General features: G+C 63.5%; 15 protein-coding genes and 1 riboswitch. Of the genes, 3 read left to right on the forward strand and 12 right to left on the reverse strand.

Going from position 1 to position 14,355, the window contains the following annotated elements; all coding sequences use genetic code 11:
* Positions 1–106 precede the first annotated feature (106 nt).
* The 12 genes from ACTIE1_RS11630 to ACTIE1_RS11685 all read right to left on the reverse strand — a co-directional run bounded on the left by ACTIE1_RS11630 (position 107) and on the right by ACTIE1_RS11685 (position 9,865).
* Positions 107–877, reverse strand: a complete 771-nt coding sequence (locus ACTIE1_RS11630; protein WP_439562424.1) for an ABC transporter permease — start codon at positions 875–877, stop codon at positions 107–109.
* On the reverse strand, positions 874–1,602 hold the full coding sequence (locus ACTIE1_RS11635; protein WP_439563388.1) for an ABC transporter ATP-binding protein: 729 nt from the start codon (positions 1,600–1,602) through the stop codon (positions 874–876). The genes ACTIE1_RS11630 and ACTIE1_RS11635 overlap by 4 nt, the downstream gene beginning before the upstream one ends.
* Entirely contained in the window at positions 1,599–2,276 is a 678-nt protein-coding gene (tenA, locus tag ACTIE1_RS11640) for a thiaminase II (protein ID WP_439563389.1), read from the reverse strand. The genes ACTIE1_RS11635 and tenA overlap by 4 nt, the downstream gene beginning before the upstream one ends.
* Positions 2,273–3,223, reverse strand: a complete 951-nt coding sequence (locus tag ACTIE1_RS11645) for an ABC transporter substrate-binding protein (protein ID WP_439562427.1) — start codon at positions 3,221–3,223, stop codon at positions 2,273–2,275. Before ACTIE1_RS11645 ends, tenA begins: the two co-directional genes overlap by 4 nt.
* An 11-nt stretch (positions 3,224–3,234) precedes the next feature.
* Positions 3,235–4,191 (reverse strand): ThiF family adenylyltransferase, encoded by a 957-nt coding sequence (locus ACTIE1_RS11650; RefSeq protein ID WP_439562428.1) that lies wholly within the window; start codon positions 4,189–4,191, stop codon positions 3,235–3,237.
* Complete coding sequence (locus tag ACTIE1_RS11655) at positions 4,188–4,784, reverse strand: thiamine phosphate synthase (RefSeq protein ID WP_439563390.1); 597 nt, start codon at positions 4,782–4,784, stop codon at positions 4,188–4,190. The genes ACTIE1_RS11650 and ACTIE1_RS11655 overlap by 4 nt, the downstream gene beginning before the upstream one ends.
* Positions 4,781–5,542 (reverse strand): thiazole synthase, encoded by a 762-nt coding sequence (locus ACTIE1_RS11660; protein ID WP_439562430.1) that lies wholly within the window; start codon positions 5,540–5,542, stop codon positions 4,781–4,783. The genes ACTIE1_RS11655 and ACTIE1_RS11660 overlap by 4 nt, the downstream gene beginning before the upstream one ends.
* Positions 5,543–5,586: 44 nt before the next feature.
* Positions 5,587–5,784: a sulfur carrier protein ThiS gene (gene thiS / locus ACTIE1_RS11665; RefSeq protein ID WP_439562431.1), complete on the reverse strand. Its 198-nt coding sequence runs from the start codon at positions 5,782–5,784 to the stop codon at positions 5,587–5,589.
* Positions 5,774–6,742 (reverse strand): FAD-dependent oxidoreductase, encoded by a 969-nt coding sequence (locus tag ACTIE1_RS11670; RefSeq protein WP_439562432.1) that lies wholly within the window; start codon positions 6,740–6,742, stop codon positions 5,774–5,776. Before ACTIE1_RS11670 ends, thiS begins: the two co-directional genes overlap by 11 nt.
* On the reverse strand, positions 6,735–7,538 hold the full coding sequence (thiD, locus tag ACTIE1_RS11675; RefSeq protein WP_439562433.1) for a bifunctional hydroxymethylpyrimidine kinase/phosphomethylpyrimidine kinase: 804 nt from the start codon (positions 7,536–7,538) through the stop codon (positions 6,735–6,737). Before thiD ends, ACTIE1_RS11670 begins: the two co-directional genes overlap by 8 nt.
* 59 nt (positions 7,539–7,597) lie before the next feature.
* Positions 7,598–7,701: riboswitch (TPP riboswitch) on the reverse strand.
* A gap of 110 nt (positions 7,702–7,811) precedes the next feature.
* Positions 7,812–9,197, reverse strand: coding sequence for an ATP-binding protein (locus ACTIE1_RS11680; protein ID WP_439563391.1), 1,386 nt, complete (start codon positions 9,195–9,197; stop codon positions 7,812–7,814).
* Complete coding sequence (locus tag ACTIE1_RS11685; RefSeq protein ID WP_439562435.1) at positions 9,194–9,865, reverse strand: response regulator transcription factor; 672 nt, start codon at positions 9,863–9,865, stop codon at positions 9,194–9,196. The genes ACTIE1_RS11680 and ACTIE1_RS11685 overlap by 4 nt, the downstream gene beginning before the upstream one ends.
* A gap of 136 nt (positions 9,866–10,001) precedes the next feature.
* On the opposite strand from ACTIE1_RS11685, the gene ACTIE1_RS11690 reads away from it, so the two are divergent.
* The 3 genes from ACTIE1_RS11690 to ACTIE1_RS11700 all read left to right on the forward strand — a co-directional run bounded on the left by ACTIE1_RS11690 (position 10,002) and on the right by ACTIE1_RS11700 (position 14,334).
* Positions 10,002–11,105 (forward strand): Bug family tripartite tricarboxylate transporter substrate binding protein, encoded by a 1,104-nt coding sequence (locus ACTIE1_RS11690; RefSeq protein ID WP_439562436.1) that lies wholly within the window; start codon positions 10,002–10,004, stop codon positions 11,103–11,105.
* A gap of 119 nt (positions 11,106–11,224) precedes the next feature.
* Positions 11,225–13,231, forward strand: a complete 2,007-nt coding sequence (locus ACTIE1_RS11695) for a tripartite tricarboxylate transporter permease (protein ID WP_439562437.1) — start codon at positions 11,225–11,227, stop codon at positions 13,229–13,231.
* Positions 13,232–13,239: 8 nt separating this feature from the next.
* Positions 13,240–14,334 carry a PrpF domain-containing protein gene (locus ACTIE1_RS11700; protein ID WP_439562438.1) on the forward strand — a complete coding sequence of 365 codons (1,095 nt, stop codon included), beginning with the start codon at positions 13,240–13,242 and terminating at the stop codon, positions 14,332–14,334.
* Positions 14,335–14,355: the final 21 nt, after the last annotated feature.

Genomic DNA, 14,355 nt, shown 5'->3' on the forward strand with positions numbered 1-14,355 from the left:
GGCCGCGGGACGGCCCGCCGATGGTGCGGCGGCCTGCGGCCTTGATTCCGCACCTTGGGGCAATACCCAATGACCGCTTCAAGCCACTTTCCCCCTCCAAGCGGCCTCAACATGATCCGGCCACATCCGTCCTTTCCGGACGCGACAGCCTTTGTATAACCGCCTCGAAAATGAAAAACAGCGTCAGACTAAGCCCGGCCAGCACGAACAAGGACGCAAACATCAGGTCAGTCTGCCCGCGCCCGTTTGCCATAAGCATCAGGTAGCCCAAACCGCGCGACGACCCCACCCATTCCCCGATCACGACCGCAAAAGGCGCATAGACCACCGCAAGCCGCAACCCCGACGCCAGTGACGGCAGCGCATGCGGCACCTGCACCCAGATCAGCCGGCGCAAGGGGGTCGCCCGCATAAGCTGCGCCATATCCGCGATTGGCGCAGGCAGGCGCATCAACCCGTCAAAGAATGCCGATGTAACAGGGAAATAGATCACCAGCATAACCATCACGATCTTGGAGGGCGCACCATAGCCCAACCACAACGTGATAACCGGTGCCAAGGCAAAGACCGGAACCGCCTGCGCGAAGATCAGCATGGGACGCAGCAGCATGCGCGCACCGGGCGACAACGCAAGGTTCAGTGCTGTCGCCACCCCAAGCGCCACACCTGCGGCAAGGCCCGTCAGCAAATTCACCGCCGTAAAGCGCGCATTCTGCGCAAGCATGCCCGCATTGTTCCACAGGCTTTCGGCCACGCGCACTGGACCGGGCAATATAAACGCTGGAACCCCGCTGGCCCAGACCACACCTTGCCATAATGCCAGCCCGAAACCCAAGGCCAGCACACCGCGCAGCACGGCGCCCCAAACCCCGCTCATGCAGCGTTCATCCCGTGCAGCCGTGCCAGCAAACGCCCCTGCAGGGCCAGCGTCGCATCATCGTTGTAACTGCGCGGGGGGGGCGTGTCGGGCAGGTCCAGCGCGCAGGCCCCTTCAGGCGACAGAAGCCACGCCCGCTGCGCCAGACGCACGGCTTCCATCGGGTCATGCGTGATCAGGATAACCGTGCGCCCTGCCAGCATCCGCGCGGCCAGATCCTGCATGGCCAGCCGTGTCGCGGCATCCAGCGCGGAAAACGGTTCATCCAGCACCACGACGGGGCAATCCTCGATCAGGGTGCGGGCAAGGGCCACGCGCTGGCGCTGGCCACCTGACAATGTGGCAGGGCGACGATGCACCAGCCTGCCCAGACCCAGTTCTTGCAACAGCGCCAGCGCGCGCGCCGTGTCGGGCACCTGCCCGCGCAGCCGCGCACCGATGGTCACATTGTGCAGCACACTGGCCCATGGCAGAAGCTGCCCGTCCTGCGCCATCATGGCCACGCGCCCGTTCAAGGGGGCCGCATCACTCGCGCGGAACTGTCCGTGCAGCGCAAACGGCCCCGCCAGCCCGGCAACCAGCCGCCCCAATGTGGATTTGCCCACACCAGACGGTCCCAGCAGGCAGGACCAGTGTCCGGCGGGGAAATCCAGGCTCAGGTTGCGGATCAGCGCAAGCCCCCCGTTCCACAGATCGCCACTGATATGCAGGGCGGGGGCGTTCATGGTCCCGCAAGCCCCATATCCCAGAACCCCACTTCCAGCGCCGTCGCAGTCGCGAACCGTTGCGCAAGGCGCGCAGCAGCTGGCAGGCTGTGCCACTGTGCCCCCAGCCGACAGTCCAGCGCATCATCGATCAGCGCACCGACATCGCAGCACAGGCCCTGATAATCCGCCCCGCCATAGGTTTCGATCCAGTCGGCATAAGGCCCCCCACTGCCAGCAAGGCGCGCGCCAATTTCGCCATAGCCCAGCACACAGGGCGCAAGCGCGGCCATCAGGTCCAGAAAACTGCCCGAGTAGCCCGCCTCCAGCACATAGCGGGTATAGGCCAGATTGGCGGGCGCTTCGATTGTCGCCTCCAATGCGGCAGCGTCGATCCCTGCGCGCGCGCAGATGTCCAGATGCAGCGGCATTTCATGATGCACCAGCGCGTGCACAGTGCTTGATGCCGCGCGCATTTCCGACAGGTTGCCCGCCTTGACTGCCGCCAAGGCCCACGCCCGCGAAAAATGGATCAGGAACACATAATCCTGTCGCAGGTAATGCAGGAAATGTTCTTGCGGCAAGGTGCCATGGCGCAGCCCCTTTACAAAGTCATGATGGATGTAGGCCCGCCATTGCGGCGCATGATCACGCCACAAGGCGAAGGCACGGCCATAATCCGGCGCCGCCCTCATTCCCCGCCCCCTGCGGTGACATCAACGGCCAGATCAGCGACCGACAAGCCGCCCGCTGTTGCCCCGCGCTGTGCAAGAAATTCCTCGAACCGGGCATAGCGGCCGGCGTCAAGGGCGGCGGGGCGGGTGGCAAAACGCGGCCATGTGTCCCCCCATGCGCGGGTGTTCAATTCGGTCTGCAATTCAGCAGCGGTGGCGGCGAATATTTCCCATGCCTGATCGGGGTGGTTCAGAATGAACCCTGTCGCGCGTTCGGTGGCGTCCAGAAAACGCGCGATAACCTGCGCATCCATACGGTCGGGATTGGCGACATAGATCAGTTCGTCATAGGCGGGTATGCCTTCGGCTTCGGGGTAGAAACAGCGCCCTTCCGACCCTTCGATCTGAAGCTGGTTCAACTCGAAATTGCGAAACGCGCCGATCACGCCATCCACCTGCCCCGACATCAGCGCGGGCGAAATGGACCAGCCTATGTTGATCTGCTCCACATCATCCGGTTCCATGCCATTATGGGCCAGCATCGCGTCCAGCATCACTTCCTGCACGCCTGCAACGGCAAAGCCCACCTTGCCGCCCTTCAGGTCCGTCATATCCTGCACCGGTCCGTCGGCCAGAACCACAAGGCAGGTCAGCGGCGTGGAAATCAGTGTGCCCACGCGGCGCAGGGGCAAATCGTTGTGACGGCTAAGATGCAGTTGCGGCTGGTAGGACACGGCCAGATCGACACGCCCTGCCGCCACCATGCGCGGCGGGTCGTTCGGGTCGGAGGGCGTGACGGTTTCCACATCCAGCCCCGCATCAGCGAAATAGCCCAGTTCCTGCGCCAGAATGATGGGCGCGTGGTCGGGGTTTACGAACCAGTCCAGCATCACGCTCAGGCGGTCCTGCGCTGCGGCAGGCAGGGCGGTGGTGGCAACAAGGGCCAGCGCGGCCAAGGGGTATTTCATGGAAAATCCTTTCATTCGTCTGTCAGGGCCAGCAGGGCAATCTGCCCCGGCCAGCAGGTTTGCAGCACCTGCCCCGCATTATGCGCGCGCAAGCCCGTGGCACAGGCCAGCACGACGCGGCAGCCCGCAGGCGGGGCAAGGGTGGTGATATTCTGGGGCGGAACATGGCGCGCATCTGCGCTAAAGGGCGCGGCTTCCGTGCGCAGGTCGATCAACAGATCATCCGCACGGGTCTGGCTGCGCGCGATGAAGGGCAGCGGCGCATCGGGTTCGGGCGCACGGTCAAACCGGAAGCCCCCCATGCGCCAGCGCACCGCATCAAGGCTTATAAGCTGGCCCAAGGGGTCGGGTGTCAGGCCCAGCAGCACGGACAGCGCCATTTGCGCCTGCATCGCGCCAATCGCGCCCACAACCGGCCCCATGACCCCCGCGGTGGCGCAGGTTGCCCCACGCTGCGGCAGATCGGGGAAAATGGCGCGCAGGCTGGGTGCGCCACCGCAACACCCCGCCACATAGCCCGACCGCGCCAGCGCGCTTGCCGTGATTAGCGGTTTGCCCGTGTCGCGGCATATGTCCGACAATGTCAGGCTGGCGGCGAATGTGTCGGCGCAATCCAGCACCAGATCAGCGCCTGCCACCCAGTCGGGCGCGCTTGCAGGGTCCAGCCATGCGACATGCGGGGTGATCGCCACATCGGGGTTCAGCGCCGATAGGGTAGCGGCGGCGGCGCGCGCTTTGGGCTGGCCCAACTGGTCCATGCGATACAGCGGCTGGCGGTGCAGGTTCCCGATCTCGACATGGTCGCCATCCACCAGCGTGATGTGCCCCACGCCGCCCCCCGCAAGGTATTGCAGCACCGGCACACCCAGCCCCCCTGCCCCCACGACCAGCACATGCGACCGCGCCAGCCGCGCCTGTCCGTCAGCGCCAATTTCCGGCAGCACCATCTGGCGGGCATAGCGGGTCATGCGCAGACAGCCAGCCAGTCACGCATGCGCGCTTCGGGGTCGCGGTTCAGCGTTATGTCAGTCACGGCAGCAACAATATCGGCCCCCGCCGCGAATGCCCCCGCCGCGCGCTCGACGGACATGCCGCCAATGGCGCAAAGCGGGATATCGCCCACCAGCCGCTTCCATTCGGTGACACGCTCCAACCCTTGCTGGTGCCATTTCATCTGCTTCAGTATGGTCGGATAAACCGGCCCAAGGGCAATATAGTCCGGCGCAAGCGCCAGCGCGCGGTCAAGTTCGGCATGGTCATGGGTGGAAATGCCCACACGCAGCCCCGCGCGCCTGATTGCGGCAATGTCGGCGCTGTCCAGATCCTCCTGCCCCAGATGCAGCCAGTCCGCGCCTTCCTCAATCGCCAGTTGCCAGTAATCATTCACGACCAACGCGGCACCATGCTGGCGCGCAAGCGCCAGCCCTGCGCGAATGTCCAGACGCAGCGCATCGGGGTCGCGGTCCTTGATGCGCAGTTGCACCAGCTTTACGCCCAGCGGCAGGGCGCGGGCCATCCAGTCCACAGTGTCGAACACCGGATAAAAACGCGGTAGGGTCATAGCCATGCCTTTCCAATCAGCGGGGTTGACGGGGCTGCCATGTCGCGCGGCTCCATCGGGTCGGCGGTGCAGGCAAGGGCGCCCGCGCTGGCCGCCATGCCAAACGCACGCGCCATAGCCACCGGATCACCAGCCTGCGCAACAGCAGTGTTCAGCAAAACCGCGTCGAACCCCAACTCCATCGCGGCGGCCGCATGGCTGGGCAGGCCAAGACCCGCGTCAATGACCATGGGAATGTCGGGAAACGCCGCGCGCAGGGTTTTCAGCCCGTAGCGGTTGTTCAATCCCAGACCGGACCCGATGGGCGCGCCCCATGGCATCAGCACCTTGCAGCCCGCATCAACCAGCCGCTGCGCCAGAACCTGATCTTCGGTCATGTAGGGGAACACCTCGAACCCGTCAGCGGCAAGGGTTTCGGCGGCATCCAGCAACCCAAACGGGTCGGGTTGCAAGGTGTCGGCATTGCCGATCACTTCCAGCTTGATCCAGTTGGTTTCAAACACCTCCCGCGCCATGTGCGCTGTGGTGACAGCTTCGCGCGCGCTGTGGCACCCTGCGGTATTGGGCAGCACATGCACGCCAAGCCCGCGAATTATGTCCCAGAATGCCTGCCCCTGCCCGCTTTCGCGGCGCAAGGACACAGTGGCCACTGATGCGCCGGACGCGCGGAACGCCGCTTCCAGAATGGCAGGGGACGGGTATTGCGCCGTGCCCAGCATCAAGGGGCTGTCCAGTGTTACGCCATAGAAATCAAGCATCATCATATACCTTCATGCAGTGCATCTGTGTTCGCGCCATAGGCCTAGCCGCCCTGCATGGGGGCCAGCACTTCCAGCCGGTCCCCGTCACTCAGGGCGGTTCCGGCGCGGGCTGTTTTGGGCAGGAAATCACCGTTCAGCGCCGTCGCCACGCGCGCGTCCCCCCAGCCCAGTTCTGCCAGCGCGTCGGCGACATTCGTGGCCTTGATGTCACGCCTCTCGCCATTCACTTCAATTTTCATGGAACAAATCCCCCTTGATCCCTTTGGTCAGGAAATCCGCCGCCTGCTTCGCTAAGGCGGGCGCCATCAGATAGCCGTGCCGGAACAACCCGTTCAGGTGCAAAACGCGCCCCTGTCGGACCACGCGCGGCACATTGTCGGCAAAGGCAGGGCGCAAATCCACGCCGGTTTCCAGCATCTCGGCCTCGGCAAAGCGCGGGTCCAGCGCATAGGCCGCAGACAGCAATTCCAACGTGGAGCGCGCCGAAATGCCGCGCCGGTCCGCACTTTCGATCTGGGTTGCGCCCAGCATATAGACGCCATTCGCGCGCGGCACGATATATAGCGGATGACGCGGATGCAGCAGGCGCACAGGGCGGGTCAGCGCGATATCGGGCGCGCGCAAAACGATCATTTCGCCGCGCACCCCGCGCAGCCCCCGCACAGGGCTTGCCATGCCGCGCGCATCGATGACAGGGCCGGTTACGTCATCGGGCGTGGCCGCTGCCTGTTGAATATCCACCCCGCGCGCGCGCAACGCAGCCAGCAAATCGGCAAGTGCCGTGCGCGGGTCCAGATGGGCCTCGGCGCTGAAAAACAGCGCCTGCGAAGGGCCGGGCAGGTCCGGCTCCAACTCGGCCAGACCGTCCCTGACCCATTCATGCCCGTTTGTGCGGCGCGCAAAGCGTGCCAACTCGCCCCTGTCGCGGTCCAGCGCGACCACCAGCGACCCGCGATAGGTGACATTTGTCACCTCGGCCCAAGCGGCGGCAGCGTGCTGGCCATGTGCGACAACGGCGGCTTCTGCCACCGCCCCTTCGCAAAACGGGGCCAGCATGCCCCCTGCCCACCACGAACACCCGTGCGGCCCCGGCGCGCCGCTGCGGTCCATCAGGCGCACGCTTGCGCCCGCCTTGCACAGCGCCCATGCGGCCCAAAGCCCTGCGACACCAGCCCCGATGATGGTCACATCAGCCATTGGGCCATATCCCGTGAAAATGATGCACCGGCCCGTGACCGGACCCCACGCCCAGCCCGTCCGCATGCGCGATGGCACCTTGCAGATAGGCATGCGCCCGCGTCACGGCTGCTGCCAGCCCCATGCCCTGCGCCAGCCCTGCCGCAATCGCGGCTGACAATGTGCAGCCGGTGCCATGGGTGTTTTTCGTGGCGCGGCGCGGCGCGGACAGGCGGGTTACACCTTGCGCGTCAATCAACAGGTCCACACAATCCGACCCGTCGCCGTGCCCGTCTTTCATCAGCACGGCCTGCGCGCCCAAGGCGCGCAATGCCTGCCCCTGTTCCAGCATTTCAGCCTCGTTGCGCGCAGGGGCCGTGCCCAGCAGATCCGCAGCTTCCGGCAGGTTCGGCGTCAGCACCGTAGCGCGCGGCAGCACTTCACTGCGCAACGCCGCCAGCGCATCGGCGGGCAGCAGCCTGTCGCCCGATTTTGCAACCATCACCGGGTCCAGAACCACCGGCATTTCCTGCCCGCGCAGCCCTGCCGCCACAGTCGCGATTGCCGCGGCATCGCCCAGCATGCCCAGTTTGACCGCACGAATTGCCAGATCATCAAACACCGCCTGCATTTGCGCGGCGATCATCGCAGGGCTTGCGGGTTCCACCATGTTGACCGCGCGCGTGTTCTGCGCGGTCAGTGCCGTAATGACCGATGCGCCATACACGCCCAGCGCGGAAAATGCCTTCAGATCCGCCTGAATACCGGCACCGCCACCGGAATCCGATCCGGCTATGGTCAAGGCTATGGGGGTCAAGCGCGCCTCCTTTCGTTGTGGGTACCAACGTCAGAGGACGGAATGCGGGCCTGTCATGGCCCTTTTTGCGCACCGTTCCCTACGCCGGTATGATCCGGATCAGGTTCGATGGGTTGGCGTGACGCCTCTCAGCCTTGCAAGCAAGGCACCCCAACGGTTGTTGACAGGGAAGCTAATTCAAAACATCCCCAGCGGCAAGTGCAGATAGATGCGCAATGTCATCCTGCACCGGTCAGGCAACATCGCGCCCCTACGGACAGGCCGGATACGGCGTCACGCGGCGTTACCCGACAACGGCAGCGAGATGACAATCCCGCACCCTTTGGTGCCATGCGCCAGATAGGCAGACCCGCCATGCGCCACAACGATCGAGCGCACGATCGCGAGCCCCAGCCCGCAGCCCGAACGATCCCGTTCATTTCCGCCGTGCTGCGGCAACCTGACGAAGCGCTCGAAAACATGCTCGGACGCGGTCACGGGAATACCCGGCCCGTCATCCTCTATGGTCAGGGTAAGCTGGCGGTCGTCGGGTTCCAGACGCAGCCGGATTTCCTCGCCGTGGCTGGCCCCGTAGCGCAGCGCGTTGTCCAGCAGGTTGTCAATCACCTCGCGCAGAAGGACAGGGTTTCCGGTGACGACCATGGGTTGTGCCGGCGCTTGCAAATGGACCTCGACCCCTTCGGCCAGCGCCACAGGTGCAAATTTGCGTGCCTGCTCGGCCACAAGCTGGCGAAAATCAAGCGGGGTCCGGCCTGTTGCCGCAGTATGTTCTGCAATTTCCAGACTAAGCAACTGCTGGCTCAGGCGCGACAACTCGCTTGCTGCTGCATGCAGATCTGTAACTCGGGCATCACGCTGTTGCGCGTCCTTGCTGGACAGCGCGGCTTCAGCCTGCGCGCGGATGGCGGCAACGGGATTGCGGCGCTGCAATTCCGCCTGAAGCCGCGCGAACAGGGAATTCATTGTCCCTACCAGGGGGCGCACCTCGTTGGGAACAACGCGCCGGATGGGGTTCAACTCCGATGGGCTGCGCAAAGACACCGCTTCGCGCAGGTCGGTCAGCGGGCGCAAACCTTGGGCGATTCCGATCCAGACTGCTGCCGCCGCAGTCACAAGCACCAGCGCCAGAATACCAAGCGCCTGTTGCAAGATAATCAGGCTAAGTGCGCGGCGCTGGGTCGTCGACTGCCAGACCAGAACCGTTGTCCAGCCATCAAAGAACGGGTCGGCGATAAACTCGCGCAGGACCACTGCACGCGCTGGCTGCCCGTTATAGGTGAAATCGAAGAAATGTGGTTCCCCGCCACGCAGTTCAGCAGGGATAATGCCTTCGGGTGTGTCGGTATAGCCTGCAAGAATTCGCCCATCCGCCGCCGAGACATTGTAAAAGATCGGATCGCCCAAGGCCCCAACCAATGAATCCAGCAATGCATCGGACACGACATCACCCTGGGTTATGATGACCTCTCGGGCGACGACATGGGCGACAATCTTCAGCGCGTCGTCATACAGGGCCTGCGACATTGTTTGTGCCTGCCAGTAGCGGATTGTTCCCGCCATGACCGCCACGGCAACAAGCGGCAGTAAAATCAGCACAAACAGGCGCAGCCGCAAGGACCCTGCAAATGGTTTGCGGTTCAGTGAAAGGCCGCGCCTCATGCTTTGTCGACCTGCATCAGGTATCCAAGGCCGCGCAGCGTGCGGATGCCGACCCCGTGCCCGTCCAGCTTGCGCCGCAACCGAGAGACCAGAAGCTCCACGGCGTTGCCCTCTATATCTGCGCCGGTCCCGTAAATCCGTTCACCCAGCTGGTCTTTTGACAGCACCCTGCCGGCATTGTCGGCAAATGCCTCGAATAATGCCAGTTCACGGCGCGACACATGCAGCACACCATGCGATGTAGACAGGCTGCGCGCGGCGCGGTCATAGGTGACCCCCCCGATGATTTCCTGTTCCGTGCGGGCTTCTTGTGGCCGTCGCGACAAGGCGCGAAGGCGGGCGTGCAATTCGGTCATTTCAAATGGTTTGACCAGATAGTCATCGGCACCTGCATCCAGCCCTGCCACGCGGTCGGACACCTGCCCCTGTGCGGTCAGCAGCAGCACCGGAAAGCCCTGACCGCGCGCGCGCAACTGGCGCAGCACATCCAGCCCGCCAAGGCCCGGCAGGTTCACATCCAGAATCGCCAGATCAGCGCCGTTCTGTGCAAGGAAACTGTCCGCCGCCGCGCCGTCATCAAGCCAGTCCACAGCATGACCCGCATCTTGTAACGACTGGATCAGCGCGCGGGCAAGGATGGCATGATCTTCGATTAGCACGATCCGCATCACCGCTCCTTGCAGATTTTTCCACTAGTTCGTGTCCTGACAGCATTCTGACAGGTTTGCCAGCTAAGCGTTCCTTTGCACAGCAGGGCATGGAGGCGCCCCTGTGAATGTGCGCAAAACGACTTGGGAGGTCAACATGACAGTGACAACACAAACCCGGCGCGGGGCGCTGGGTATTTTCGCAGCCGCAACAGCCGCATTTACGTTTGGCGCGCCCGCGCAAGCACAAGTAGATTTTTCCGGCCAGACCATTGAATGGATCATTCCCTTCGGCACCGGGGGCGGGTCAGACACATGGGCGCGATTTAACGCCCCCTTCTTGTCCAAGCACCTGCCCGGCAACCCGACCGTGGTTGTGGTCAATGAACCAGGTGGCGGATCGACCCGCGGGACCAACCTGTTTACGCAGCGCGCCCGCCCTGACGGGTTGACCATTCTGGGAACATCCGGCTCCACGCAATTCCCCTATCTGCTGGGTGATCCGCGGGTGCGTTACGAATATCAGGACTGGTCGGTCGTGATGGTCGGCCCGACAGGCGGCGTGGCCTATGTTTCGCCCTCGACAGGGGTAGAAAGCATCGAGGATGTCGCAAATCTGCAAGGCCAGCGCCTTGTCTATGCCAGTCAGGGCGCAACATCACTTGATCTGGTGCCGATGCTGGCGTTCAAGCTGCTGGGGCTGGATGTAAACTATGTCTTCGGCTTTGGCGGGCGTGGCGATGGGCGTCTGGCCTTCGAGCGCGGCGAGGTTAACATCGACTACCAGACATCCTCGGCGTTCATCAGCAATGTGACACCCCTTGTCGAAGAAGGCAAAGCCGTTCCGCTGATGTCATGGGGCGTGCTTGATGAAGATGGCAACCCGCAGCGTGACCCCACCTTCCCGGACCTGCCGATTCTGGAAGAGGTTTATGAAATGGTCCACGGTGAAGCGCCCTCCGGCCCGATGTATGACGCCTATAAGGCGTTCAACACAGCCGGCTTTGCCGCGCAGAAAATGGTTGTCCTGCCCGAAGGCGCGTCCGATGACCTGATCGAGACGTATCGTGCGGCATGGCGTGATGTCTTTGCCGACCCCGACTATCAGGCCACATTTGAAGATGCGCTTGGCAGCTACGGACAAGTGACCGACCGTGGCGCTGACGCCCTGTTCACCGCAGGCACAAACATCGATCCGGAGGTCCGCTCGATGGTCGTCGACATGCTGGCGGCCGAATACAACGTGCGACTGGGCGACTAAGCCCGCAGCCGCCCCTTCGGCCGCGCAAATGGCCGTGGGGGCCTTTTCATATCCCTGTCCGATAATTCCCAAGCCGCGCATATGCCCGCGGCCTGATGCCGCGCAAGCCGGAGGATCTTATGTTTGATGTCTTTGTCTCTGCCCTGACAAATATTCTGACCTTTCAGCATATCGGCTACATGATGATCGGCGTGCTTGTCGGGCTGATGATCGGCATTTTTCCGGGCTTGGGCGGGATTGCAGGGTTGTCGCTGATGATCCCGTTCCTGTACGGCATGGACACAACGTCAGCGCTGGCCATGTTGATCGGACTGGTGGCCGTGATCCCCACATCGGACACATTTGCCAGCGTCCTGATGGGCATACCCGGATCTTCGGCGTCGCAGGCAACAGTGCTGGACGGGTTTCCAATGGCCAAGAAGGGGCAGGCCGCGCGGGCGCTGTCGGCGGCCTTCTTCGCCTCGTTGGTGGGCGGGCTGGTCGGCGCAGTGGTGCTGACAGGGTTTGTGCTGGTCGCGCGCCCCGTGATTTTGGCGTTTTCATCGGCCGAGTTGTTCATGCTGTCGGTCTTTGGCCTGTCTATGGTGGGCGTTCTGGCGGGCAAGTCGCTGGTCAAAGGCGTGGCGGCCTGCGCGCTGGGGCTGATCATCGGATCGGTCGGCGGTGCGCCTGCCACGGGCGAATTCCGCATGGTCTACGGGGTCGACTATCTTTATGACGGCATCCCGCTGATCGTGATCGGTCTGGGACTGTTTGCGGTGCCTGAAATCGTGGATCTGTTGCGCCGTGATCGTGCAATTTCCGAACGAAATACGCTGGGTGCAGGCTGGTTCACGGGCATCCGCGATGTGGCGCGCAACTGGTGGCTGACGCTGCGCTGTTCAGGCATCGGGGCGCTGATCGGGGCAATCCCCGGTCTTGGGGGCACAGTCGTGGACTGGATCGCCTATGGCCATGCGGTTCAGACCGTGAAGAAAGACCCGAAATTCGGCCAGGGCGATGTGCGCGGTGTGATCGCGCCTGAATCTGCCAATAACGCCAAGGAAGGCGGCGGGCTTCTGCCGACACTTCTGTTCGGCATTCCCGGCGGCGGGGCGATGGCGGTGTTTCTGGGCGGTATGGTGCTGCTGGGCATCCAGCCGGGGCCGTCGATGGTGGGCAGCAATCTGGACCTGACCTATACAATCGTGTGGTCACTGGCGCTGGCCAATGTGCTGGGTGCCGGATTGTGCATCCTGCTGGCGGTGCCGATTTCCAAGCTGACGCTGATTCCGTTCAAACTGCTTGCGCCCTTCATGATCGTGGTGATCTGCTTTGCCGCCTTTCAGGCGACGCGCACGCTTGATGACCTGATCACCTTGCTGGCTGTCGGGGTTCTGGGCGTCTATATGCGTCGCTTCGGCTGGCCACGCCCTGCCCTGCTGATCGGGTTTGTGCTGGCCACACAGGCCGAAACCTATCTCTATCAGGCGGTGCAATTCTATGGCTGGGAATTCCTGACCCGCACCGGCGTCATGATCATCATGGGGATCACGGCAGGGTCGATCTGGCTAGGCCTGCGTGCCCGCATCTCGGAGGCAAGCCCGGCTGAAATTCTGGCCGTTGAGGCCCGCGACACAGCCACTGGCCCGGCCGCTAATATCCGCGCGCGCGCCCCGCAGATCGCCTTCGCCGGTCTGGCGCTGGCCTTCTTCGCGGTCGGCATTCACGACGCCCTGAAGCAAAGTTTTCTGGGGCAGGTATTTCCGCTGATCATGGCAATCGCAGGCGCAGGGTTCACGGCGCTGGTGCTGGCATTTCTGGTGCTTGGCAGGCCCAACCATCCCGTTTCGGCAGATACAGAACATGAAGCGCAATCTGAAGATACGCCGCTACGCCCGACGCTGGGTGCAATCGCATGGGTGGGCGCGCTGGTCGCACTGACGGCCATCGCGGGTTTCGTCATCGCCCTGATCACTTTCTTCATAGCGTTCCTGAAACTCCGCGCGAAGGCAGGCTGGCTGATGACCGTGCTGCTGACAGCTGGCTGCACAGGTTTCGTGCTGACCCTCGCCTCGGCGCTGAACATGCGGTTTCCGGGCGGATTGCTGCAAGACCTTTACCGGCTTCCGTGGCCCTTTAGCTGAGGCATGATATGCAAACCGAAATCCCGTTCCTGTTCATGCGCGGGGGCACATCCCGCGGCGCGTATTTCAATGCCGCCGACCTGCCCGCTGACCGTGACCGGCTGGCCGCCGTGTTGCGCGCGGCGCTTGGCTCCGGCCATATACTCAATATCGACGGAATAGGCGGCGGGGCGACGGTAACGACCAAAGTTGCGATGCTGTCGCGATCCGATGCCGACGGTGTCGATGTCGATTACTTTTTCGCACAGGTTGACCCGATGCGCGAAGCGGTCGATTTCCGGCCAACCTGCGGCAATATCCTGTCGGGCGTTGGGCCAGCGGCGATCGAGATGGGTCTGGTTCCGGTTCAAGGCCCCGAGACGCGACTGCGCATTCGCGCGGTCAATACCGGCGCGCTGGTGGATGCGCTGGTGCAGACGCCCGATGGCTGCGTCACCTATGACGGCAGCTATACGCTTGACGGGTTGCGGGGCGGCGCCGCACCGGTCGCGCTGGGCTTCATGGGGACAGTCGGCACCATGTGCGGTGCGTTGCTGCCCACGGGCCATGCGCGCGATGTGATCGACGGGGTAGAGGTGACGCTGATCGATGTGGCCATGCCCATGATGATCGTCCGCGCCGCGGATCTGGGCCTGCGTGGCGACGAAACGCCCGCTGAAATCGATAAGGACACGGCCCTTCTCGCGCGGATCGAGGCGCTGCGCCGCAAGGCAGGGCCAATGATGGGACTGGGCACGGATGTGTCAGCTTCGGTCACCCCCAAGGTCGGGCTGATTTCGGCGCCATGCGCAGGCGGCAGCCTGCGCGCGCGCTACCTGACACCTTGGGCGTGCCATCCCGCCATGGCGGTCACAGGGGGTCAATGCCTTGCGGCTTGCGCTGTGCTGAAAGGGTCTGTCGCTGACGGGCTGTCACAGGTGCCCGCCACGGGGCCTGCGGCCATGCGCATCGAGCACCCGTCAGGCGCGCTGGAGGTAATGCTGGATTTTGTCGAGACACAAAATGGCGTGGACATCCGTGCCGCCGGCCTGACCCGAACCGCAAGGCTTCTGGCACGCGGAACCGTCATGGTGCCGCGTGGGGTTTGGGACGGCGCGCGATAAGCCGCCGCTTTGCAAGACATT

Origin of the sequence: Roseinatronobacter sp. (assembly GCF_051859525.1) — a bacterium.
Classification (GTDB): domain Bacteria; phylum Pseudomonadota; class Alphaproteobacteria; order Rhodobacterales; family Rhodobacteraceae; genus Roseinatronobacter.